This window comes from Rhizobium sp. BK181, from assembly GCF_014193305.1.
GTDB lineage: Bacteria > Pseudomonadota > Alphaproteobacteria > Rhizobiales > Rhizobiaceae > Rhizobium.
Genome location: NZ_JACHZA010000025.1, coordinates 19321 through 39779, shown reverse-complemented (window position 1 = coordinate 39779; position 20459 = coordinate 19321). Strand labels below are relative to the sequence as shown.

Sequence of the window (20459 nt, the reverse complement as noted above, 5' to 3'; positions counted from 1 at the left end):
GCACAGAAACTGATAGGGCCAGCGCTTTAGCGCGCACGCTCTGAGCGCAACATCTCGTCAAAGGTTTTGGTGAAGCCATCAAGGGACTGCTTGATGGCGATCTCCTTGCCGTCAGGTGTCGCAACGCTGACCGTTGCTTCGGGTTTTTCCTTCATCGTTGCAACAAGCTTGTCCGGGACCATACCTTCTACAAGGCATCCCTGCGGAGTGCATCGGCTAAGCGGCAGCGTTGTCGTGTAGCCGTCGAGATCGAATTTTACGCCGGGCGAAAGCGCGATACCAAGGGGGACCGCGATCTGGGCAGCGATCTGCTTGCCATCCGCCGCGACGGCGAGACTCGTCACGAGAACTATAGATTTACCGTCAGGCGAAATTACGCTGCTGCTCGCCTGGCACTTCTTTTGCTGTGGCGTCAGTTGTGTGCATTGAAGCTCCCAGACCCCGGTCCTGGAAACGGACAGGTCTGACCGTGGGGGTTCAGCGGCCGCCTGCTTCGGTTGGGCGGCTGTCTGCGCGGGTGCCGCCTGTGCAGGCTTCGGCCGTCGGCTGTTAATGTCGCCGTTCGATTGTGATTCCGGCTTTTCCAGCACTGGGGTTCCTATCGTCGAGCGCGATGCTGGCGTGGAGAAAAGGGGACCGGGTGCCGAATCCTGCCCAGACGACGCACCTGTGCTCAAGACATACGAAATGAGCGCAAGACCTGCTGCCGCTTTCGCAACCGCGTTCATGGGAAAATCCTCCTGCTGTATTGACAGTGTGTGTTCCATGGATCTTTTCTTGAGTCAAATCGCCTCTTCAGTTTTAAGTTGCGATCCGAACTGCGTTTTACTGAGTGAGAAACCCGCATGACTTCCAAGGCCATCCTGTGCATATCGGCGACGGTATTTCTGCTCGCCGCAAACGCGGAAAATACCGTGATGGCGCAGGCCTATATCAATCAGGTTTCGCCTGGCGAACGTGGCGTATATGTGCCCCAAGCTCCAGCAGATGCGCGGCCTCGTCCCCCTGAGATTCCTCGGAAACCGAAGCCGCGAATCGCAAAGCGCGCTGCCGCCCCAGCACGTGCGAATCCGTACCCTTCCGTGGGGCGCGGCACGTCTGCGGTGGTCATGAGCACGGCGATCAGCCAATGGCCGACCGTTGGTGCCGGCGTCGTTAATCAGTAAGCAGGTTATTACCAACCATTTCTGGTGAGGTATTTTTGCACCTTGCTTATCTTTTCGACTAATAGATGAAAAAATCATCTTCCGTCTTTTGCTGTCTTTCCGTTAATAGCCGACGAAAGTCCGTTATCTCATAAGGATAGCGAAATACAATCACTGCAACGCGGTGCGTTAATTATACACGTTAACGTCACTTAAACATTCGGTTTGCTTGTTCGAAGAGTAACGGAATAAGCATATCCGAACAAACTGCAGTCGCGTTACGTGGGCGAGGGGAATATGAAAGTTCAAGCGGTTTCGCTGCTCTTGAGCAGCATTTTGTTGGCGGGATGTCAGACGGGCCAGCATCTGAATACCCCGGCAGCCGCGTTGACATCCGCCACCAAGACAACCGCCAAGGTCGTCACATTGCCGTTGCCAGAAACTCCCGTCGATGTCGCGGTCTATGATTTCCCAGATCTGACGGGTCAGGCAAAGCCCAACGACAGCTTTGCCGAGTATAGCCGAGCGGTTACTCAAGGCGGCGGATCGATCCTTATCGACGTGTTGAAAAAGACCGGAAACGGACAGTGGTTCCGCGTTGTCGAGCGATCGGGACTGAAGAACCTGGTCCAGGAACGGACGCTCATCGAAAACACGCAGAAGTCGTATCGCCAGCCGGTCGGATTGCCTCCTGTACGCTTCGCGGGCCTTATTCTTGAAGGCGGCATCGTTGGTTACGATTCGAACGAACTGACGGGCGGTGCGGGCGCGCGCTACCTCGGCATTGGCGGCGATGTTCAATACCGATCCGACGTGGTTACCGTCAGCTTGCGCGCAGTCAGCGTCCAGACGGGTGAGGTGCTCGCATCCACCACTACGACCAAGCAGATTTATTCGGTTCAGGTCAGGGGCAGCGCATATAAGTTCGCGACGGCTAACGAATTGCTTGAAGTCGAACTGGGTCAGGCTCGCAATGATCCGGGCGCTCTCGCTGTCCGCGAAGGCATCGAGCTCGCTGTCGTTTCGCTTGCCGTCGACGGTGTTCGTCAAGGCCTCTGGCACCTCAGGGACAGATCACAGGAAGCGCAATTCCTCGCCGAATTCGAGAAGAAGTATCTCGATCGGCCGCTTTCGAGTTCATGACATAAGTCATGATTGCGGGCGGCTTTGTTGCCCGCCAGTTTCAGACTTTTGTAACCGCGAATCACTTGCTTCGCGGGTATTGTCGTTTCCGGAAGTGGAAGTATAAATTTGGTTCAGATAGTAAGGTCTGAATACAATTTGCCGTAGCTTGCTGCCGAGACGGTTGTATTTGCCGACCAAATTTGGGTTGTTCTTCGTACATCTTAACCAAATGTAAGTAAGCACTGACAAGAGCCTTGCTCATACAATGTTGGCACGCTAATTAACGCTGCGTTAATCAATTGTATCTCGGGGAGCTGGGGAAGCTGCTTCGAGTCTTTGGGGAGTTACTCATGGCGTTTAGACTAAAGCGATCGGCACTCCTGGCTGGGGTCGCCGTTATTGGACTGGCTAGCGGCGCGGCGGCAGAAGACGTCACGGCAAACGAAGCATTTATCGGCCAGCTTGACAGCAACAACTATGCCTACCTTTCCCAGGCAGGCGAAAACGGCGCAACTGGTGGCACGAACCAGGGCTTCATCTATCAGTACGGAAACGGCAACGTATTCCTTCCTGTAGTGAACGGGTCGCCCAGTGACGCGCAGCGCGGCAACAACGACCTCGGCGTGATGCAGTTCGGCACGGGCAACTTCGTCGGCGGCGTCTTCTATCAGGAAGGCAAGAACACCGCAGGCATCGCACAGTTCGGCTCCGGCAACTCGGTTGACCAGTTCCGTCAGACGGGCGCAAACCGCGCTGCGATCTTCCAGGGCGGCAGCAAAAACCTTGCCCGCACCGACCAGTTCGACGGCACCAACGACTCCGGTATCGTTCAGTTCAGCCCGGAAGACGCCGCCGCTGGCAACTTTGCCTACAACAAGCAGGACGGTTCGAACGGCTCTTACGCTGGTACTCTGCAGTTTGGCACTGAGAATTCGGCCGTGAACTCGCAGAAGAACGAGAAGACCTCGCGCGTCGGCGTCATCCAGTTCGGGTCGCAGAACGGCGCTCTCAACCAGCAGAGCGGCGGTGAAGACAACGAAGCCAACATCTTCCAAAACGGCGGGCGTAACGTCGCGACCAACACGCAAATTGGCGGTTACGACAAGCAGGCCGGTATCATCCAGGACGGAACCGCGAACGTAGCTGCGAACACTCAGACTATTCATTCTGGTGGCTATCCGGGCAGCGATCTGAACGCAGGCATCGCCCAGTTCGGCGACTCCAACGTTGCGGCCAACACGCAGTTCGGCGCTGAAAACAACGCTGGCATCATCCAGGACGGCGACGGCAATATCGCTGGCAACACTCAGGTCGGCGGCGATCTCAACGCTGGCATCCTCCAGAAGGGTGACTACAACACAGCTTACAACAGCCAGAACTCGGGCGGCAGCGATGCTGGTATTGCGCAGTTCGGGAAGGGCAATCAGGCATCGAACACCCAGGATCAAGGTGTATCGAACGCTGGAATTCTCCAGCTCGGTGCCAACAACGTTGCTAGTAACATTCAGATCCGCGGCAGCGCTCCGGGCCACAAGAATGAAGCAGGCATCTTGCAGGATGGCGAAGCCAACCATGCCAGTAACTCCCAGACGGATGGCTACGAAAACCAGGCTGGCATTGCCCAGTTCGGAGATCTGAACACCGCTGGCAATACGCAGACCGGCGGCTACGCGAACGACGCCGCCACACTGCAAGTTGGCAACAACAACGTCGCATACAACACGCAGACCGATACCGTCGGCGTGACCTCGGGTCCGTCCAGCGACGCTGCAATCGGCCAGTTTGGCAATGGCAACACCGCCTTCAACGACCAGCGCTTCGGCGGCGACAACTCCGCGGGCGTCCTTCAGGTCGGCGGCCAGAACAATGCTGGAAACCTGCAGATCGACGGCGAGCATAACACTGCTCGTATTCTCCAGGGCGGCACTGGCAACCGGGGCAGCAACGCCCAGACCGCCGGCAGCGATGCGACGGCAAACATCGCACAGTTCGGCGACTGGAACGTTGCCTCCAACTCGCAGACCAACGTCGATCCGACTTCGGCATCGATCCTGCAGGCTGGCTCCGGCAACATCGCGGCCAACGACCAGGCAAAAGTAACTGACTCCGATGCCTTCATCGGTCAGTTCGGCAAAAGCAACGTCGCAACGAATGCGCAAAAAGCTCAGAGCGACAATGTGAAGGCGGCGGTTCTGCAGGTTGGCGAAAACAACCACGCCAGCAACACGCAGGGTTCTATAGTCCCATATTCTATCGACATCGAGAAACAGAGGGTCGTCACTGACCGGCTGCTTGGGGTGCCGGTTGCTTGGGATAACTTCGCTGCGGCTACGATATCAGGTTCCGGCGAAGCCGCCGCCGTAGATTCGAATGCCGCTGTCGCGCAGATCGGTAATGGCAATCAGGCGTCCAACCTGCAAACCGGAAAATTTACGCCGGCAATCTCGACCTACACTACAACCCATCAGAAGACCGCGGTCACCTACATTGGCCCGACCGGTGGATTGAAGGAAATTATTGGTAGGGCGATCCCGAGCAATTATGCTGAAAGGCCTGTTGCAGGACAGAGTGGCCCGGTTACCCTTCCAGTCCCGGCCGAATACGCTTCGGCAGGCTCGAACATTCCAACGGTTGCTTCCAACGCAATTGTCGGCCAGTTCGGTGACAATAACGTTGCTGCCAACACCCAGATCGCGACCAACGGCACGGACGCCGCCTCCATCCAGGTTGGCAACGGCAACGCAGCACTGAACAACCAGACCCTGACGAACGGTGCGAAGGCTGCAAACCTTCAGATCGGCAATGGCAACTTTGCTGACAACGAGCAGGTTGCTGCCAAGGACTCAAATGCTGCAACTGTTCAGGTTGGCAATGGCAACGCGGCTGTGAACTCGCAGACTGCGACGGTTGCGTCTAGCGCGACTGTGGTTTCGGTTGGCGATTGGAACAAGGCTTCCAACGTCCAGACGGGTACCACCGACGTTAACGCAGGTGTTGTTCAGGTTGGCGACGCCAACACGGCCGCTAACGTTCAGACGGACAGCGAAAGCTCGACCACTCTTGCTGTTCAGCTGAGCGATGGCAACACCGCGGCGAACACCCAGGATGGCGTTTCGAATGCCTTTGCGTCCACCCTTCAGTTCGGCGGTTCGGCCAACAGGGCTGCCAACCTCCAGCAGAACGGCAGCTCGAACGTCGCAGCTCTCATCGTTCAGGACGGCAACGGCAACAACGCCGCCAACGTTCAGGGTGCTGAGGTTGCCACCCTGACAACCCCCTTCGGTTCGACCAAAGCGGATGCCCCGGCAGTTGCTTCGGCAGCTGCGATTGTTCAGACAGGCGACAACAACACCGCGGCCAACGTCCAGGGTGGAGGAGTATCGCTCGGCTCTATCGGTCCGGTTAGCGCTGCTCTTGCACTGCCGACCGCTGCATCGGTCGCCGGCATCGTTCAGGACGGTAACGGCAACAACGCCGGAACGGTCCAGATCGCCTCGATCGGCGCAATCTCGGGAACGGTTCAGATTGGTGACCTGAATACGGCATCGACTTCCCAAACCGTTGTTGCGGGTGATGCTGCGGTCACCCTTCAGAAGGGGAACCGCAATAGCTCCGCTACATCGCAGACTGGAGACCTTCTGAGCCTTGCACCGTCGACGCTGTCGCTGGCAAGCACGGTCCAGATCGGTGACGACAACACGTCTGTCACGGCTCAGGGCGCTGGTTCTGGTAACGTCGCTGGCACCATCCAGGCAGGCACCCGCAACAATGCTGGCACCATCCAGTCGGGTAACAGCCAGTCGTCGTTGATCTTCCAGGGCGGCAGCGACTCGCTCGCAAGCGTTCTCCAGCAGGGTGGCACCCAGACTTCGCTCGTCGCGCAGGCTGGTGACTACTCGAACGCTTGGATCAGCCAGTCCGGCAGCGGCAACAACTCGGCCGTCTTCCAGCTTGGCGTCGGTTCCGGCAACGCGGCGAACAATGCCTTCGTCTCGCAGTCTGGCAGCAACAATGCCTCGGCTGTTGTCCAGGTCGGTCGCGGCAACACCGCCATCGTCAAGCAGAACTAAAAGAACAGTGGCGCGCCCTCGGGCGCGCCACCTTCGTCGGGGGTCACATGCTCACGTCCGGGAAAAACATCGTCTCCGTCTTTGGCATGACACTCCTCAGTTCGACTTTCGCTTGGGCAGCATCGATGAGCTACGAAACTGTGAATGGGAAAATCTCTGACACCCGCATTTCCGAGTGCGGAGTTCGCGTCCTCTCGGGCGAGTCGGCCCTGATCGTTCCGTTTCTCAAGGCGACATCCGACTTCGATGGATCGTATGAGATCGCGGTGACGAAACGATCGTCTTCCGGATCGTCTCAGACCCGTCAGGCGAATCGCATTCAAGGTGGCACGATTGGGTCGGCACAGGTTGCCGTAGACGTGCCTTCGCAAGTTCAGTTGGAAATGACGGTACGCGATCGTAGCGGGCAAAGTGCCTGTGTTCTCGAACACACCTTCGATTTCAGCGCCAAGCCTCTTAAAATATAGGATTCAGGTGAACAGCATGCTCTCCACTGCAAAACCTCTTGCTCTGTTGGCCGCCGGCGCGATCACCGTCGCAGCTTGGGCCGGATCTGCAGCCGCAGCGGAACCGCTGTTGCTGGATTCGTCAGCCGCAGCGCCTATCGTCGGGTCGCTGATGGAGCCAATTCAGCCGTACGTCGCCGGAAACGGCGGATCGACGTCATCCATCCTGCAACTGGGCGACGGCAATGCCGCCGACATCTCCGTTTCGGGCTCAGCCAACTTCGCCTCTATCCAGCAGTCCGGTCAAAACAACCGCGCCATACAGAGCATCGAAGGCAATAACTCGGCGCTTCTGCTCGTTCAGGGTGGCAAGAACAACTCCGTCGTCCAAGCTGCCAAAGGCGACAACGACTTCCAGCTTGTTGGCGTCTCCGGTTCGAACAACCAGGTTGCCTACGTTCAAGTAGGAGACAACCTTGCCGGAGCTCTCGACGTTCGCAACGCCCAGAACACCACGGTGGTCGCTCTGCAGACGCCCCAAAGCGGTCGCTACCTGATGCCCACAGGTTTGAACGGAATAAAGAACGCAACCGTTGTGGTTGTCCCGGGAAGAATGTATGTCTTCCCCAAGAATTGATTAGTATTCATCACCGAGAAGCGGAGAAATTTTATGCGTGTTTCCAAGGTGCTGCTGGTCGGAGCATTCGTGTGTTCGTCCGTTTCCTTCGCGGCCGCCTCACAGCTTAACTACCAGCCGATCAACCCTTCCTTCGGGGGCAACCCGCAGAACGGAAGCTGGCTGCTGTCGCAGGCAAGTGCACAAGGTAAGGCTGCCGAAGGCTCTTCCAGCCCGAGCTTCTCGATCGATTTTCCGGACTTCGGAAGCACGACCGAGACGCCTAGCACAACGCTGCCTGACACCAACAACAATAGCGGTACGGGCAACTAATCAGCGTTGGCGGATAACTGCCACGTTGTTGCGGCCCTGTTGCACGACGACCGCGCGATGTCCGCCACCGAACTGCTCGATGGACGCGGTGTTCATCGAGCCAGACTGCATGATCAGTCCGACGTTGCCGGAGCCTGTCTGATCGATCGTCGCCGAATTCAACACACCGACTTGAATCGCGCTGGCGAGGTTGCCCGACGACGGAGCAGAGGGCAGGGCGGTTAGCAGCTTTGCTGCTCCGTAAGCGGGCTCAAGGAGGGACGCGGTGGACGAGTAGGAGCCCGACGTACCGGAAGCCTGCTGAATGTAAGCAGGCGACATTAATTCCGATGCCGACGCGCCTCCAGCCATCAATACGAACATCCCAGCTACGACACAGTTACGCATAACGCCTCTCCTTTGTTGTTGATGTGACAATAGGCGACGGCGGTTGAAATGTGCCAAAGATACTTGGTAACCGCTTGAAGTTTATTACATTTCAAAGTTGAAGGAACTAATTCGCGGACTGTTAACTTTCAATCGGGCAATCTTGGCCGCGATTCACGCCGCCCTCGACGTGGCCCAGGGCGTCCCAGATTCTTCGGAACGCCGGCAGGGGGAGAAAATCGCACGCCCGCGTTTTTTTCTCATGATGGTTTCTGTCAATCGTTTTCCGATAGAGCGTTTTGAGTCGATAGGCATCGCAGGAAAGGTATCGTCTCGGGATCAGCGAGCGTGTAAAAGCTGTTACGGCCGGCCGACGACAGGAAACAATACCGTCTGCTCTCAAAAGCGAAACCCCGACCCCGTCGAGATGATGATATCTTCCAGGTCATCGCAGGGAACTCCACCTGTTGACGACGCCTGAGTTTGCGGTGGTGCGAACAGTCAGCGCTGGGCAGCCTGCTGCACGGACCAACACCGCTGAATGGGTGGGGCCCGGCGCAAGGGGCATTGCCCCGGGTCGCATCAATTCCTGAGAGCAAGCTCTCTGTCCTCCGTCCGGCGGGCATTGAAAGCCACCTCGTGATGCTTTTGTCGGTTGAGAACACAGGAATGGAAGGGAATGCCACGCGCTGACGATATTACCGGTCAAAGATACGGCCGCCTGACAGGGCTCCGTCCCGATAGCGTGCCTGGCCGTCACAAGCGCTGGATCTTTCGGTGCGATTGCGGCAACGAGCGTTCTATGTTTCTTTTTGCCGTAAAAAAGGGAGACAGCAAAAGTTGCGGATGCCTGCGCGCAGAACGCAACCGGGAGCGATCCCTGGTTCATGGACACGCGGTTGGCCATAAAGTCACTCCGACGAGACGTGCGTACACGCAGGTGAAAAGCCGATGTGAAAACAGAGCCGATCCGCTTTACGGGAAGTTCGGTGGGGCAGGTGTCAAACTGTGCCCGCGCTGGGCTTCATTTTCAGCTTTTCCTTGAAGACATGGGTGAGCGTCCTCCCGGTACGGTGCTCGGCCGTCTCAAAAATACGGGAGACTTTGAGCCAGCCAACTGCATATGGGCGTCCAAACGCAAGCCGGCGGCTTATGAGAACATTCTGGTGAGATCGCGGGGCGCCGATGTCTCTGTCCTGGAGCTTGCAAGGCTCCACCAGGTCAATCCAAAACAGCTCTGGACCCGCATCAAGTTTCTCGAAGAGGACGCCGACGAAGCGATCGAGCGACTAAAACACGAGCAGTAACCAGACTGACGTTCGAGGAGCCAAATCCGCCGGGCAGCCGGCTGATTGGCGGCGGGCCTCAATCGACTTCAGCCGTGCAACCTTTTCTCTCCATGCTCCGCTTCAGCTTCTCTCGGTGCTAATTGTCGCTCGGCAGCTTGCCGCCAATGACGTTGCGCTCCTGCAAGGCAAGCGTTGCCAATCCCATATTGTTCCATTTCCCACCCCACCGCCGTGGGCGAACGCTGAACTGGGGTCGATCGCGATGAAAACGGCAAGGATCAAGCCAGCGGTCGTCGACACAAGGCCCCCGTCGAATGTTGGCCTATCATACCTTCCAGGACCAAGCTTCGAAAGCTGTCGGCCGAGGGTACCATTGTCGATTAACGGGATCGACCCTCGCATTTGGAGGTCGCTTTTGCCGGATGGCGGGGGCGAGCCGCGGGCCAGTGAACACCAGGCTTGCAGGCCTTTTGCGACAATTTCTGCGCCTTGAAAGGAACCTCTATCTTTTTTTTGGTGATAATGGAGCGGTAATGGTCCAGGATGTAGGAGGCCGAAAGCGCATCAGTCAGCACGTTGCGACTTATCCAATTGGTGCCGTTCATGTTCATTTCGTCTGTCCCAAAAACCTTCAGTGGCTATGAAAATTTTCAGGTGGAAGCGCCCGACAATTTCCCGGGCGCTCCCGATCATATGGTGGTTTCGGCCTTCATGGCCGCTACCAGATCCTCATGCGTGCGCATGCCTTTGTTGAAAAGATCGGCAACGGTTGCCATGATCCTGGCCACCGCAGCCCCATCCTTTTCCACCCCGCGTTCGCGTGCGACCGTCTTTACGGCATCTACACAAAGGCGGAGTTCTTCTCTAGTCAGAAGACGCGTCGTCATTCCTTCCTCCAGGACGCTCGCCTAACGACGGCATGAGCAGCTCTCCTAGAAGCCCATTCCGGCGCCTGCGGGCAGCGCTGGAGCGGCTTCATCCTTTGGCTTCTCGGCAATCATTGCCTCTGTCGTAATCAACAGGCCCGCAACCGAAGCGGCATCCTCAAGCGCGGTGCGGACAACCTTGACCGGATCAATCACGCCTTGGCCATAGAGGTCGCCGAACTCGCCCGTCTGTGCGTTCCAGCCGAAGGAGAAGCCCGTCTGTTCGCGGAGTTTTCCGACGATGACCGAACCCTCGGCGCCAGCGTTTTCTGCGATCTGCCGGACGGGAGCCTCGATGGCACGCCGGATAATATCGACCCCCACGCGCTGGTCGCGGTTGTCCGTCTCAAGGCCCTCGAGAGCCTTGACGGCGCGCAGCAGTGCAACGCCACCGCCGGGAAGAATTCCTTCTTCAACTGCGGCACGAGTCGCGTGAAGAGCATCGTCTACGCGGTCCTTCTTCTCCTTGACCTCTACCTCTGTCGAACCGCCAACACGAATGACGGCAACGCCACCGGCAAGCTTTGCAAGGCGTTCCTGCAGCTTTTCCCGGTCGTAGTCGGAGGTCGTTTCCTCGATCTGAGCCCTGATCTGTGCGACGCGCCCATCGATCTCGGCTTTTGATCCGACGCCGTCGATGATCGTCGTGTTCTCCTTCTCGATGGTGACCTTTTTCGCACGACCAAGCATGTTCAGGGTGACGTTCTCCAGCTTGATACCAAGATCCTCCGAAACCGCCGTTCCGCCGGTGAGGATCGCGATATCCTCAAGCATGGCCTTGCGGCGATCGCCGAAGCCCGGAGCCTTGACGGCAGCGATCTTCAGACCGCCGCGCAGCTTGTTGACGACGAGTGTCGCAAGAGCTTCACCTTCAACGTCTTCAGCGATCACAAGGAGCGGCTTGCCCGACTGTACGACGGCTTCGAGGACCGGGAGCAGGGACTGCAGGTTCGACAGCTTCTTCTCGTGAATGAGGATGTAAGGCTCCTCGAACTCAACACGCATCTTCTCAGGGTTGGTGACGAAATAGGGGCTGAGATAACCGCGGTCGAACTGCATTCCCTCGACGACCTCGAGTTCGGTATCGGCAGTCTTGGCTTCCTCAACGGTAATGACACCTTCGTTACCGACCTTCTGCATTGCCTCTGCGAGGAAGCGACCGACTTCGGAATCGCCGTTGGCGGAAATGGTTCCGACCTGAGCGATTTCCGAGTTGTTGGATATCTTTCGCGCGTTGGTCTTCAACTCATTGACCACCGCATCGACAGCCAGATCAATGCCGCGTTTTAGATCCATCGGGTTCATGCCGGAGGCGACAGCCTTGGCGCCCTCGCGAACGATGGCCTGTGCGAGAACGGTTGCGGTCGTCGTTCCGTCTCCCGCCAGATCGTTCGTCTTTGATGCTACCTCACGCAGCATTTGCGCGCCCATGTTCTCGAACTTGTCTTCCAGTTCGATTTCCTTGGCAACCGTTACCCCATCCTTGGTGATGCGGGGCGCGCCGAACGACTTGGAGATGACGACGTTGCGTCCCTTGGGACCAAGGGTCACCTTGACAGCGTCTGCAAGTGTATCGACGCCGCGCAGCATGCGGGTGCGCGCATCAGTGCTGAACTTGATTTCCTTTGCAGCCATCTTTCTAACTCCCAGATAGCAATTGACCCAACTGCGCCTTAAGCGGCCTGCTTCTGCTCGCTGTGAATTTCGATAATTCCCAAAACGTCGCTTTCTTTCATGATCAGAAGGTCTTCTCCGTTGATCTTGATCTCGGTGCCGGACCACTTGCCAAACAGGATGCGATCCCCCGCTTTTACGTCGAGTGCCTGAATTTGACCTGCCTCGTTGCGAGCGCCGGTGCCAACGGCGACCACTTCTCCCTCCTGGGGCTTTTCCTTGGCTGTGTCGGGGATGATAATGCCGCCCCTGGTCCTTTCTTCAGACTCGACACGGCGGACCAGGACACGGTCATGCAGTGGACGGAATGACATGTTTTCCTCCTTGGACAAACGATCATGTTTTGAAACCCTTGCCGGACCGGATGGCCAGTCCGGGCGGGTGCGAGGGCTCGAAGAGCACCTCGCGGCAAAAATTTATTTTGCTATTTTTCGGCTTTCAAGATGGTCTCGAAAAAATTTTGGCACTCATGTCCAACGAGTGCCAGCCGCCCTCTTGATCTGTAAATTCTCGGTTCCTAGGTTGTGGCCGCGGTTTTCACGGGAGGCCGCGCGGCTTCACGTCAATGGAGTGAGACAAGCATGAATACAGAAGGCGACATGAGGGCGCTGAGTGTCGAGGAGCGCGAGGAGATCTTCATCGATATCGCGCGGCAGCTGGATCGTACCGCCCTGGAATCTATGGTGGAAGGCAACCGGAAGTTCGCGATGGTCTCGAAGAACATGGCCGATGCGATCTTCATCAGCGCCGATGAGCTGGCCCGCGACGAAAGTCATACTCCTTTCCATGTCATGAAACAGGCGAGGGAACTCGTCCGCCAGTTCGAGGCCGTCCACCCTCACCGCATGCGCAGTCACGCCATCCACTAGGGTTCACGTAGAACCGCCACCATCGGCAGCTTCGCTGCGTTGGAGAGGCTGAAGCGCTTCCTTAGCCTCGCGATCGATTTGCCTTGCGCCTCAGGAAAGGGCGGCCTTCAATATCTTGCGCCGCCCCTAACTACCAGTGCTCTAGTGAAGGAAGGTCCTCTTGGACGTTTTTTCGACGATTGCTTCTACCGCGCCGATGAGGCGGCTTGCCCGTCCTAGGACAACGACTCCACGCTGGTCGACGCCGATCCGGTGCGCCATGGCCTCGATTGCTCGAGCGACATTATTTAGCTTGGCGCCAAGGTCGGCCATATCAAACCGGTACGCTTGTCGGGCAAGACGGTACAGGCAATCCGCATAGCGGGACGCGACAATCATTCGGCCGCCGATCTCATCGACATGGGGACCGTTTCCAGCCGCCATCGCATTTGGCTTCACGATCATGATGGCCTCCGAAATCAGCGGTAATAAGCTTCGGGTCTGGCCACTGAAGGAACCTCGCCGTCATCGAGGGCCTTGAGAGCCTTGAGGATGTCGTCATAGCGCACAGGTTTCCTGACCCCCGGTGGGCGCCGCAGTTGTGGCGAGGAGTCGACAGCAAAGAGATCGGAAGCCCAGGAAGCAAGGATGGCCCGCTTTTCGCTGTCGCATAGCGCGGTTGCGAGGATGTCGCGCGGGTGATCATAGGACTGTTTCCTGTCAAGGATCCGATTTGTGCCCGGCTTCTCCGAGGCACGAGGGTTGAGTTGATCGTTCCTTTCAGTCGTCATCTTAGTTTCTCCTAAAAACCTTCATCAAGGGAGTGAAAATCTCCAGGCAGAACTGAGATTGTTTCAACGATTTCATCGTTCAAGAGGTCGGGCTGGCCGCTGTTAAAAAAATTTTTATGAGCCATCTTGAATCTGCAAATCCCCCAAACCAGATCATTTTCGCCGGCCGCCTGAAAGGGGCTGGCAGCGTCGGAGGCGCCCGACTTGCGCGTCTCCATTCCAACTCGCTTTACGGAGGTTTTGGTTATGAGAAACGAACTCGACTTTACACCGCTTTTCCGATCCAGCATCGGCTTTGACAGGGTGTTCAATCTTCTTGCCAACTCTCAGCGCGTTCAGGGGATAGAAACCTGGCCGCCATATGACATCCTGAAGACGGACGAGGATGGCTACCGGATCCAGATGGCGGTCGCTGGCTTTTCCGATGGTGATCTCGACATCACGCAGGAACGCAATGTTCTCGTGGTGAAGGGTCAGAAGGCGGAAGACAGTGGCGGCGAATACCTCCACCGGGGGATCGCTGGCCGCGCCTTCGAACGACGCTTCGAGCTTGCCGATCACGTTCGCGTTGAAAATGCAACGCTGACAAATGGTCTCCTCAGCATAGACCTGAAGCGAGAAATTCCCGAGGCCATGAAGCCGCGCAAGATTGCGATCGGCGCAGAAACTGCGCCTCACTCGCTGCAGATCGACGCCGAGAAGCAAGTCGCGTAAATGGGAGCGGGAGCGTCGCGATCGCGACGCTCCCGTCGCAAGAAGCCATGAAGACGATTGATGTTCGAAAGCCAAATTCGTTTGATGCCCGGGATCTCGCCTCCTGTCAGCCGGTGTTCAACCAGGTTCTTTTGGAAGGTGGTGTCGAAAGGGGGTCGGAAGAAGCGGACCGCATAGCTGCGATCCTCGTAAAGCTCTATCGGGAGGGAGTGCACGATCCGGCGCAACTGGCATTGTTGGTGCGAAGTGCGCGGGGATTGTTTGAGACCACCCGGCATTGACTTTAACCACCTGTGCGGTTCGCAACGGATGCGCGGAACCTCCGCGGGTATCTTTGCTTTGGAAGGATATGAACCGCCGCTGCTTTGGAAGGATATGAACCGCCGCCCCCGGTTACACACACCTACGCAGACGCGAGAATGGAATGCCGTGGCAATGCTCTACGCGCATCAGGTCAGAAAAAAGGAATCCACAGATGCCCGCAGCTCGGGCTGCCAACGCATGAACCCACTGATATCGATGACTTCGGCCGAGACATTTCGGAAATTATCAGCCTAGGCGATCGCTGCTCGCTCTTTCGGTGAGATGAATTCCTTCGAAACAAGTCAACCATACCGTGACGGAGGAACGCTCCGAGCGCAGCTCAGTATCGAATGTTACGTCACCTGAGCCCGAACCGATGTGGGGGGAGGTACATTTCTTCGTTGAGGCTGTTTATACAGTGCGGCCTGGTCTCGGGCTATGTTTTGAACGTCAAGCCAGATTTGAGCCAAGCGTATGGCAGAAGGGGCGGTTGCCTAATTTAAGCTGAATAACTCTATCGCGCGGGAATGATGTGGCGAAGAGCGCGTGCGATCGTAGCCGGTAGCCGAACATAGGCCGAGGTGCCAAGGTCGCTGTCATAATCACCGAGATGAAATTGAAGGCCGTTGAGAATCCGTTCGCATGCTTCAACGATTTTCTTGCGGTCCTTGATGGGATTGCTGTGGAATAGTTCTTTGCGGGTTTCTTTGATCACCCGCATCGTATCGACGAACATTGTTTTCGTGAATGTGAAGCCGAGATCTGCATCACTTGCGAACATCGGCCGGATTAATGTCCAATCGGCCTGCATGATGGACCAGAGCTCACCGAGCGTCAGGCAGTAGTAGAACTCGTCCGAGCGATTGGTCCCGCTGGTATTGGCAATGTGTGGAGGGTTCGCCATGCTGTCGAAGACGCGCCAGACCGCCTTTACGAAAGCCGGATTAATTGGAACGCCCCGTATGGTCGGAAACGCCGTGTAATCCTGGCCATTTAGGCGAGCATCACGAATCAAAGTCCACCAGTCGATTCGACCGAATTTTTCCTCAAGGTAATCGGCCAGCACTGATCGCAGCGCATTTTCGACAGCGAACACGAAGGGGTAGATAGAGGAAAATTCCTTGATTTTGCGCGTATATATTCGGTGTATCACCAATCGCTGCTCGTGGGTCGGGATTTGCTGAAGAGCCCTGACTTGAACGCCCTCACGGATGGAATCCCTCGGCAGAGTGGGGTTAAGGGTTCGCATATCTGTCTTGAAGGCATCGACCTGTTGCGGTGTCGGTATGAAGGTGAGATATTCTCCGAGCAACTGAGACGTCGGCACATGCCGTTGGTAACGCTAGACACCTGTCCCCCTTGCAATTCCCGAGTCGGCTCTCTATAACATAGACACTCGCTGAGTGGCGGCACAATGGTGTTGCGAGCCCACGGCTTTACCGTGGCACTTGGAGAGTCTAAACGGAATTACGGCTAGGCGTGGTCTTACAGACTGCGCCTTTAGTCTTTTGGGCTGCTCGGTTAATGAGGCAGCCGTTTGGGCAGGCATGGCGCGGTCCCTGCTCTCCTTTAAAATCAATCGAAGACTGGTATCTGAAGTCAGCTTTCTCTATAGATGCGTCAGGTCAGCACGGGCTCAGGTCATCACGGGCGGTTCCTGGGGAGCAGCGCATGGCCGCTATCGCGGCCTACGCGATTGCCGAAGCGTGGCTTTCTCATGTCGGCTGACCTTCATGGGTTGCGACTATGCAAAGCTTTACCCTAATGGCTTCACCTCTTGCGCCGCAGTTCGAAAACGGAAATGGCGCCCAGCGAAAAAACGAATGGCAGAACAAAATAGAAAAGCCTGAAGACCAGCAAGGCTGCCAGAACGTCTGCTTCGGGAAGCTCTGGCAAGCCGGTGATGAAACCTAATTCGAATACGCCGAGCCCACCAGGCGAGTGCGAGGCGATGGCCGCAGCGAAGGAAAACACGAAGACACCCGCGACGATGGAAAGTCCAGGATTTGAAGTCGTAGGCAGCGCCAGGTATATGATCAGGGTAGCTGCGATGATTTCCGCGGACGACACGACGATCTGTCCTGCGGCAATGGGAAACGAAGGATAATTGATAACCGTTAAGCGGACCCCGAGGGACGTCTTTGGTAGCAGGGAAATCAGCAGGAATAGCGCGACGAACCCAAGCAGGATCATTCCGGCCCCGCTGCTAACCTCAATTGGCAACCTACCGAGAAAACGATCAACGATCGATGGCTGCGCGACAAGTACGGTACCCATGACCGTTACAACTCCGAGCGCGAAAGTGAACGCGCAGAAGGCGACGAGGGCCGCGATCTCTCTTCCTGTCAAGCCCTTCGATGAATAGGCGCGATACCTTATGACCGCGCCTGAGAAGACCGAGGCACCAACTACGTGAGCGAAGGCGTATGTCGCGGCAGCGCAGGCATGTGCGAATAGCGGACTGACTTTGCGATCAAGATAGGTCAGGGCGAGTCTGTCGTAGAAGCCCAGCAGAGCGTAGGCGACGAGCGCGCAGAGTCCGCTACCGATCCAGGTCCCGGACGGTAGCAAGGCGAGCTTGGTGCCAATCTCGGCAAATGACAAACTCCGTAGTTCACGTGAAAGTAGCCAGACGCTGATCACCAAAGCAGCAATGCCTACGATTTTCCAAAGGTAATCCGCCAGGGATTGCCGATTCCCACCGGGTAGATTGTCCTCTGGTTGGTCAGGAGCTCGATCGGTCATGATCAGCAACCTCAAAACGCAACGATCGCGTCCTGCACATCGGTGGACACGGGCAATGTGCAGCGTCTCGCGCAGCCGGACGGCAGGCTGCTGGATAGTGCAAGAGCGCAATTGACAATGCTTCCACCATGGCGAGATCTCCTTCGCGCGCACAAACGCGCGGAAAAGGTTTCGGTTCACTTTGAGTGAATCGAAAGCATCCTCGTCGCAGGATCGAGACTTCGTAGCCGGGGCAGGGGCTCGAACCCCTCATCACAGCTCGAGAGCTGGAAGCAACCTCGGATGTGGAGAGCGCCGCGGTCCGATTACGCCTAGGCCCGACTAAACCAATAATGCGGGGTCCGTAGCGAATCGACAGCTGCATTGCCCTGAACCTCACGCAAACCTTTGAATGAAGAATGGCGTCGCTTTTGATCTGAGGTCGAGGCCCGACTCAACTTCGGCCGCCCAGCGTAGGCTGGACTTACAAAAAGTACAATTCGGCTAGTCAGGGCATCGGGGAAACCAACGCAGGCCTCTAGAAAGTGACGCCAAGCCCGGCTGCACGAGACAAGGGCAACGAGGGCGATACCGCGATCAAAACAATGATTGGCATTTTCCTGGATGTTACCGGGCGCAAGCTGGCGGAGGAAGGTCATGACCTGCTCGCGAAATGAGCCATCGCATGCAAAACCTGCTTGGTCTGGTTTCCGTCCTCACCCAGATCACATCGCGGTCAACCGACACCAAAAAGAGATGATAATGCAGCTGACGCAGCGCATGACCACTCTTGGTCGCGCCCATGAACTGGTCCGTCTCTTTCGGACGGCAGGGTAGCGCGGCCTTGCTCGGTGATCTGTTTTACCTTGCTTCTGGCGCCGCGAAATTTGTTCGGTATTTCGACGACCTGGGGATCGATGGTTTGCCGCAATTTTATCGAGGTTTACGACCACCCCCGGCTCGCATGCCGATCAACCTATGGATGTTATTCGTAGTTTTTAAAAACTAAACGTTGACGCAGTTTACGCGATCTCGTATACGTAGCCCATCGATCTTTTGCTTGCCGAGCTTTGTTCACCGCGCGATTGGCACCGCGCTTTAAGCGAACTTCCGTTTCAAAAATAGTCGGTTCACACCCGCGCGGCATCGGCTTCGCGGTTTTTCATTCTATGCTTTGAAAGGGTTCATCATGACCACCGGCACAGTTAAATGGTTCAATTCCACCAAGGGCTTCGGCTTCATCCAACCCGACAACGGCGGCGCTGACGCGTTCGTTCACATCTCTGCTGTCGAGCGTGCAGGAATGCGCGAACTCGTCGAAGGCCAAAAGGTTGGCTTCGAGCTCGAGCGCGACATGAAGTCAGGCAAGATGTCTGCTACAAATCTGCAGTCCGCATAATCGATATCTGCTTCCCTTTGACCACGGATGTACTGGCATCGCTGGAAGTACGTTATCAGTTTGAGGCCAGGCGGTTCGCCTGGCCTTTTCCTTTTCGGGCCATCTCGAAACATCGGGGAATCCATGACAGAGACATATAGTAAATCTCGCCAACAGGCCGAGATCGGGTTCGGCAAGATAAAGGCCGAATTCTTCTCCAAGAATAGCGTGCGGGAAGAGCTTCAGTCGGCCGAGCAGGCGCGAGAGGAAAAAACGTTGCGGCTTCGTGAGGCCCGACTTGCGAAAGAGCAAGCCGAGCTCGTTGCCAAATGCGCCAAGGCGTACTGAACCGCCATTGCCACGATGAGGATACCTATTTGAGATACTCCAGAAACAATGAACTTGCTGACCGACGCTCTGCTGCCGCCGACGCAAAGGCAGCTCTTCTGAATGCTTACCGAACCGCTATAACCGAGCCCGATCCTTCCCGCCTTGCCAGGCAAGCCGAGCGCGTCACGCTTGCTGAAGCGCGCGATGCGCGCCGGGCTGAACGGGATCGTCTGAAGCTTGAAGAGCGCACGCGACGCGAGGCCGAAGCGGCTGAAGAGCAAGCGGCCACAGAGGCTGCAGCGGCGGCTCAGACGGAGGCACGCAAGACCGCCGAGAACGAACGGATCGCGAGGGTTGTCGAAGACGAGGCCGCTCGAAAGGCCGAGCGCGATCGCCGCTATGCGAACCGCAAGGCGAGGCAAGCTTAAATCCCTGGGAGGTGATCACCCATGGGGCTTGCATTTTCAACCCAAAGGATTCCGGCAACCTTGTCGAAATAACTCATGCCCCAAGGAGCATTTCCATGCCACCGGATACACACGAGCTGCAGGCGATCAATACGGCCTGGCAAATTGCGATCCAGGAAATCCTGCGCATGGTCATACGCGACATGTACCATGGGAGCGGGGAAGAAGCATTCAATACGCACATTAAGCGAATTGAAGAAGCAGCCGTTGATAGTATCCACACGGACTTGAGGCTTCGCGGCACGGACGAATGGACTGAGACGCTGGTCAAAGAACGGGCCAGCAACTTCGTTACGACACTTCTGACGTCCTTTACCTACGACCGAGCCTGATCAGGTTCGTCTGAGGCATCAACAAACCCTATCTCCAGGAGAATCCACGAGCGTTCCTCAAGCCGACAACTGTCCGTAATCACGACAGGGTATGGAGTCGGTGGATGATCGCCACGAAACTATACGGCTTTTGAAAAAATTCGAAAGAAGCTGGTAGGTTGCCGTCCTCGAGTATCAGCCTGTCTGAAGGAAAGATGGTGCCGGCCTGCGGAAAACGATCCGCGACTACATGCGCATGGTCGATACCTGAAAGCTTGCCTGGCATCTGGAGGTGGACCGGAGATGAATTGTCTGGTCCGTGATGACCTCCATAACATCATCTGCCGTTCCCGCCTCCAGCACCTGAAAACCTGCATCCTCAAGCTCTTCGATCAGCGTGAGCCGAATGAGCGGTTCGTCTTCGACCACGAGAACAGTACGCAGGTTTACGTCCGTTTATGCTTGCGCTCGCTAACATCTCTGGGCGGATTGGGTTCTTATGAATTGTGGGACGTTTGATCTGCCGCGTCGGGTGCGATCGGGCATTCGGTCTACACGATGCGACGCTGGGCCGCTGAGGACCCGGTCATCGCTGCCACCACG

General features: G+C 56.7%; 25 protein-coding genes. 14 read left to right on the top strand and 11 right to left on the bottom strand.

Annotation, left to right across the window (positions count from 1 at the left end; translation table 11 throughout):
- Positions 1-26: 26 nt before the first annotated feature.
- Positions 27-728, bottom strand: a complete 702-nt coding sequence (locus FHT77_RS28815; RefSeq protein ID WP_183758777.1) for an invasion associated locus B family protein — start codon at positions 726-728, stop codon at positions 27-29.
- 117 nt (positions 729-845) lie between these two features.
- Here FHT77_RS28815 and FHT77_RS28810 point away from each other — a divergent pair, with 117 nt between their 5' ends.
- From FHT77_RS28810 to FHT77_RS28785, 6 genes are all read left to right on the top strand, one after another.
- Positions 846-1166, top strand: a complete 321-nt coding sequence (locus FHT77_RS28810; RefSeq protein WP_183758776.1) for a hypothetical protein — start codon at positions 846-848, stop codon at positions 1164-1166.
- Positions 1167-1442: 276 nt separating this feature from the next.
- Complete coding sequence (locus FHT77_RS28805) at positions 1443-2288, top strand: CsgG/HfaB family protein (protein ID WP_183758774.1); 846 nt, start codon at positions 1443-1445, stop codon at positions 2286-2288.
- Between the two features lie 332 nt (positions 2289-2620).
- Positions 2621-6340, top strand: coding sequence for a hypothetical protein (locus FHT77_RS28800; RefSeq protein WP_183758772.1), 3720 nt, complete (start codon positions 2621-2623; stop codon positions 6338-6340).
- A 125-nt stretch (positions 6341-6465) separates the two neighbouring features.
- The gene (gene csgH / locus FHT77_RS28795) at positions 6466-6807 is read left to right on the top strand and encodes a curli-like amyloid fiber formation chaperone CsgH (protein ID WP_183758770.1); all 342 of its coding nucleotides are present in this window, start codon (positions 6466-6468) and stop codon (positions 6805-6807) included.
- 16 nt (positions 6808-6823) lie between these two features.
- Complete coding sequence (locus FHT77_RS28790) at positions 6824-7423, top strand: curlin repeat-containing protein (protein ID WP_183758768.1); 600 nt, start codon at positions 6824-6826, stop codon at positions 7421-7423.
- Positions 7424-7456: 33 nt separating this feature from the next.
- Positions 7457-7735, top strand: a complete 279-nt coding sequence (locus FHT77_RS28785; RefSeq protein WP_183758766.1) for a curli assembly protein CsgF — start codon at positions 7457-7459, stop codon at positions 7733-7735.
- Here the strand turns inward: FHT77_RS28785 and FHT77_RS28780 are convergent, their stop codons facing one another.
- Positions 7736-8122 carry a hypothetical protein gene (locus FHT77_RS28780; protein ID WP_183758764.1) on the bottom strand — a complete coding sequence of 129 codons (387 nt, stop codon included), beginning with the start codon at positions 8120-8122 and terminating at the stop codon, positions 7736-7738.
- Positions 8123-9054: 932 nt separating this feature from the next.
- Between FHT77_RS28780 and FHT77_RS28775 the strand changes: the two genes are divergently transcribed.
- Entirely contained in the window at positions 9055-9408 is a 354-nt protein-coding gene (locus tag FHT77_RS28775) for a hypothetical protein (RefSeq protein WP_246720213.1), read from the top strand.
- Between the two features lie 362 nt (positions 9409-9770).
- On the opposite strand, the gene FHT77_RS28770 is transcribed toward FHT77_RS28775, so the two are convergent.
- From FHT77_RS28770 to groES, 4 genes are all read right to left on the bottom strand, one after another.
- Entirely contained in the window at positions 9771-9995 is a 225-nt protein-coding gene (locus tag FHT77_RS28770) for a hypothetical protein (protein WP_183758762.1), read from the bottom strand.
- An 84-nt stretch (positions 9996-10079) separates the two neighbouring features.
- A complete protein-coding gene (locus tag FHT77_RS28765; RefSeq protein WP_183758760.1) occupies positions 10080-10277 on the bottom strand; it encodes a hypothetical protein in 198 nt (65 codons plus the stop codon).
- 45 nt (positions 10278-10322) lie between these two features.
- Positions 10323-11951, bottom strand: a complete 1629-nt coding sequence (gene groL / locus FHT77_RS28760; RefSeq protein WP_183758757.1) for a chaperonin GroEL — start codon at positions 11949-11951, stop codon at positions 10323-10325.
- A gap of 38 nt (positions 11952-11989) precedes the next feature.
- The gene (groES, locus tag FHT77_RS28755) at positions 11990-12304 is read right to left on the bottom strand and encodes a co-chaperone GroES (RefSeq protein ID WP_183758756.1); all 315 of its coding nucleotides are present in this window, start codon (positions 12302-12304) and stop codon (positions 11990-11992) included.
- Between the two features lie 267 nt (positions 12305-12571).
- Here groES and FHT77_RS28750 point away from each other — a divergent pair, with 267 nt between their 5' ends.
- Complete coding sequence (locus tag FHT77_RS28750; protein WP_183758754.1) at positions 12572-12859, top strand: hypothetical protein; 288 nt, start codon at positions 12572-12574, stop codon at positions 12857-12859.
- A gap of 141 nt (positions 12860-13000) precedes the next feature.
- Here the strand turns inward: FHT77_RS28750 and FHT77_RS28745 are convergent, their stop codons facing one another.
- Genes FHT77_RS28745 through FHT77_RS28735 form a run of 3 tightly spaced genes read right to left on the bottom strand, consistent with a single transcriptional unit; the run spans position 13001 to position 13847 of the window.
- On the bottom strand, positions 13001-13303 hold the full coding sequence (locus FHT77_RS28745) for a hypothetical protein (protein WP_183758752.1): 303 nt from the start codon (positions 13301-13303) through the stop codon (positions 13001-13003).
- Positions 13304-13317: 14 nt separating this feature from the next.
- Positions 13318-13629, bottom strand: a complete 312-nt coding sequence (locus tag FHT77_RS28740) for a hypothetical protein (protein WP_183758750.1) — start codon at positions 13627-13629, stop codon at positions 13318-13320.
- An 11-nt stretch (positions 13630-13640) separates the two neighbouring features.
- The gene (locus tag FHT77_RS28735) at positions 13641-13847 is read right to left on the bottom strand and encodes a hypothetical protein (protein ID WP_183758748.1); all 207 of its coding nucleotides are present in this window, start codon (positions 13845-13847) and stop codon (positions 13641-13643) included.
- A 28-nt stretch (positions 13848-13875) separates the two neighbouring features.
- Here FHT77_RS28735 and FHT77_RS28730 point away from each other — a divergent pair, with 28 nt between their 5' ends.
- Both FHT77_RS28730 and FHT77_RS28725 read left to right on the top strand, forming a co-directional pair.
- Complete coding sequence (locus FHT77_RS28730; RefSeq protein WP_183758746.1) at positions 13876-14343, top strand: Hsp20 family protein; 468 nt, start codon at positions 13876-13878, stop codon at positions 14341-14343.
- Positions 14344-14390: 47 nt separating this feature from the next.
- The gene (locus FHT77_RS28725; protein ID WP_183758744.1) at positions 14391-14624 is read left to right on the top strand and encodes a hypothetical protein; all 234 of its coding nucleotides are present in this window, start codon (positions 14391-14393) and stop codon (positions 14622-14624) included.
- Positions 14625-15160: 536 nt separating this feature from the next.
- Here FHT77_RS28725 and FHT77_RS28720 read toward each other — a convergent pair.
- The gene (locus tag FHT77_RS28720) at positions 15161-15958 is read right to left on the bottom strand and encodes a hypothetical protein (protein ID WP_183758742.1); all 798 of its coding nucleotides are present in this window, start codon (positions 15956-15958) and stop codon (positions 15161-15163) included.
- 458 nt (positions 15959-16416) lie between these two features.
- Complete coding sequence (locus tag FHT77_RS28715) at positions 16417-17391, bottom strand: lysylphosphatidylglycerol synthase domain-containing protein (protein WP_183758816.1); 975 nt, start codon at positions 17389-17391, stop codon at positions 16417-16419.
- A 1168-nt stretch (positions 17392-18559) separates the two neighbouring features.
- Here FHT77_RS28715 and FHT77_RS28705 point away from each other — a divergent pair.
- The 4 genes from FHT77_RS28705 to FHT77_RS28690 all read left to right on the top strand — a co-directional run bounded on the left by FHT77_RS28705 (position 18560) and on the right by FHT77_RS28690 (position 19877).
- On the top strand, positions 18560-18769 hold the full coding sequence (locus tag FHT77_RS28705) for a cold-shock protein (RefSeq protein WP_183758739.1): 210 nt from the start codon (positions 18560-18562) through the stop codon (positions 18767-18769).
- 123 nt (positions 18770-18892) lie between these two features.
- Positions 18893-19096 (top strand): hypothetical protein, encoded by a 204-nt coding sequence (locus tag FHT77_RS28700; protein WP_183758737.1) that lies wholly within the window; start codon positions 18893-18895, stop codon positions 19094-19096.
- A 29-nt stretch (positions 19097-19125) separates the two neighbouring features.
- Positions 19126-19506: a DUF6481 family protein gene (locus FHT77_RS28695; protein WP_183758735.1), complete on the top strand. Its 381-nt coding sequence runs from the start codon at positions 19126-19128 to the stop codon at positions 19504-19506.
- A 95-nt stretch (positions 19507-19601) separates the two neighbouring features.
- Positions 19602-19877 (top strand): hypothetical protein, encoded by a 276-nt coding sequence (locus FHT77_RS28690; protein ID WP_183758734.1) that lies wholly within the window; start codon positions 19602-19604, stop codon positions 19875-19877.
- Positions 19878-20459: the final 582 nt, after the last annotated feature.

Bases quoted from the DNA above. Each gene is read 5' to 3' on its own strand.
- FHT77_RS28815 (WP_183758777.1), bottom strand. From the start codon at position 728: ATGAACGCGGTTGCGAAAGCGGCAGCAGGTCTTGCGCTCATTTCGTAT.
- FHT77_RS28810 (WP_183758776.1), top strand. From the start codon at position 846: ATGACTTCCAAGGCCATCCTGTGCATATCGGCGACGGTATTTCTGCTC.
- FHT77_RS28805 (WP_183758774.1), top strand. From the start codon at position 1,443: ATGAAAGTTCAAGCGGTTTCGCTGCTCTTGAGCAGCATTTTGTTGGCG.
- FHT77_RS28800 (WP_183758772.1), top strand. From the start codon at position 2,621: ATGGCGTTTAGACTAAAGCGATCGGCACTCCTGGCTGGGGTCGCCGTT.
- csgH (WP_183758770.1), top strand. From the start codon at position 6,466: ATGAGCTACGAAACTGTGAATGGGAAAATCTCTGACACCCGCATTTCC.
- FHT77_RS28790 (WP_183758768.1), top strand. From the start codon at position 6,824: ATGCTCTCCACTGCAAAACCTCTTGCTCTGTTGGCCGCCGGCGCGATC.
- FHT77_RS28785 (WP_183758766.1), top strand. From the start codon at position 7,457: ATGCGTGTTTCCAAGGTGCTGCTGGTCGGAGCATTCGTGTGTTCGTCC.
- FHT77_RS28780 (WP_183758764.1), bottom strand. From the start codon at position 8,122: ATGCGTAACTGTGTCGTAGCTGGGATGTTCGTATTGATGGCTGGAGGC.
- FHT77_RS28770 (WP_183758762.1), bottom strand. From the start codon at position 9,995: ATGAACGGCACCAATTGGATAAGTCGCAACGTGCTGACTGATGCGCTT.
- FHT77_RS28765 (WP_183758760.1), bottom strand. From the start codon at position 10,277: ATGACGACGCGTCTTCTGACTAGAGAAGAACTCCGCCTTTGTGTAGAT.
- groL (WP_183758757.1), bottom strand. From the start codon at position 11,951: ATGGCTGCAAAGGAAATCAAGTTCAGCACTGATGCGCGCACCCGCATG.
- groES (WP_183758756.1), bottom strand. From the start codon at position 12,304: ATGTCATTCCGTCCACTGCATGACCGTGTCCTGGTCCGCCGTGTCGAG.
- FHT77_RS28750 (WP_183758754.1), top strand. From the start codon at position 12,572: ATGAATACAGAAGGCGACATGAGGGCGCTGAGTGTCGAGGAGCGCGAG.
- FHT77_RS28745 (WP_183758752.1), bottom strand. From the start codon at position 13,303: ATGATCGTGAAGCCAAATGCGATGGCGGCTGGAAACGGTCCCCATGTC.
- FHT77_RS28740 (WP_183758750.1), bottom strand. From the start codon at position 13,629: ATGACGACTGAAAGGAACGATCAACTCAACCCTCGTGCCTCGGAGAAG.
- FHT77_RS28735 (WP_183758748.1), bottom strand. From the start codon at position 13,847: ATGGAGACGCGCAAGTCGGGCGCCTCCGACGCTGCCAGCCCCTTTCAG.
- FHT77_RS28730 (WP_183758746.1), top strand. From the start codon at position 13,876: ATGAGAAACGAACTCGACTTTACACCGCTTTTCCGATCCAGCATCGGC.
- FHT77_RS28725 (WP_183758744.1), top strand. From the start codon at position 14,391: ATGAAGACGATTGATGTTCGAAAGCCAAATTCGTTTGATGCCCGGGAT.
- FHT77_RS28715 (WP_183758816.1), bottom strand. From the start codon at position 17,391: ATGACCGATCGAGCTCCTGACCAACCAGAGGACAATCTACCCGGTGGG.
- FHT77_RS28705 (WP_183758739.1), top strand. From the start codon at position 18,560: ATGACCACCGGCACAGTTAAATGGTTCAATTCCACCAAGGGCTTCGGC.
- FHT77_RS28700 (WP_183758737.1), top strand. From the start codon at position 18,893: ATGACAGAGACATATAGTAAATCTCGCCAACAGGCCGAGATCGGGTTC.
- FHT77_RS28690 (WP_183758734.1), top strand. From the start codon at position 19,602: ATGCCACCGGATACACACGAGCTGCAGGCGATCAATACGGCCTGGCAA.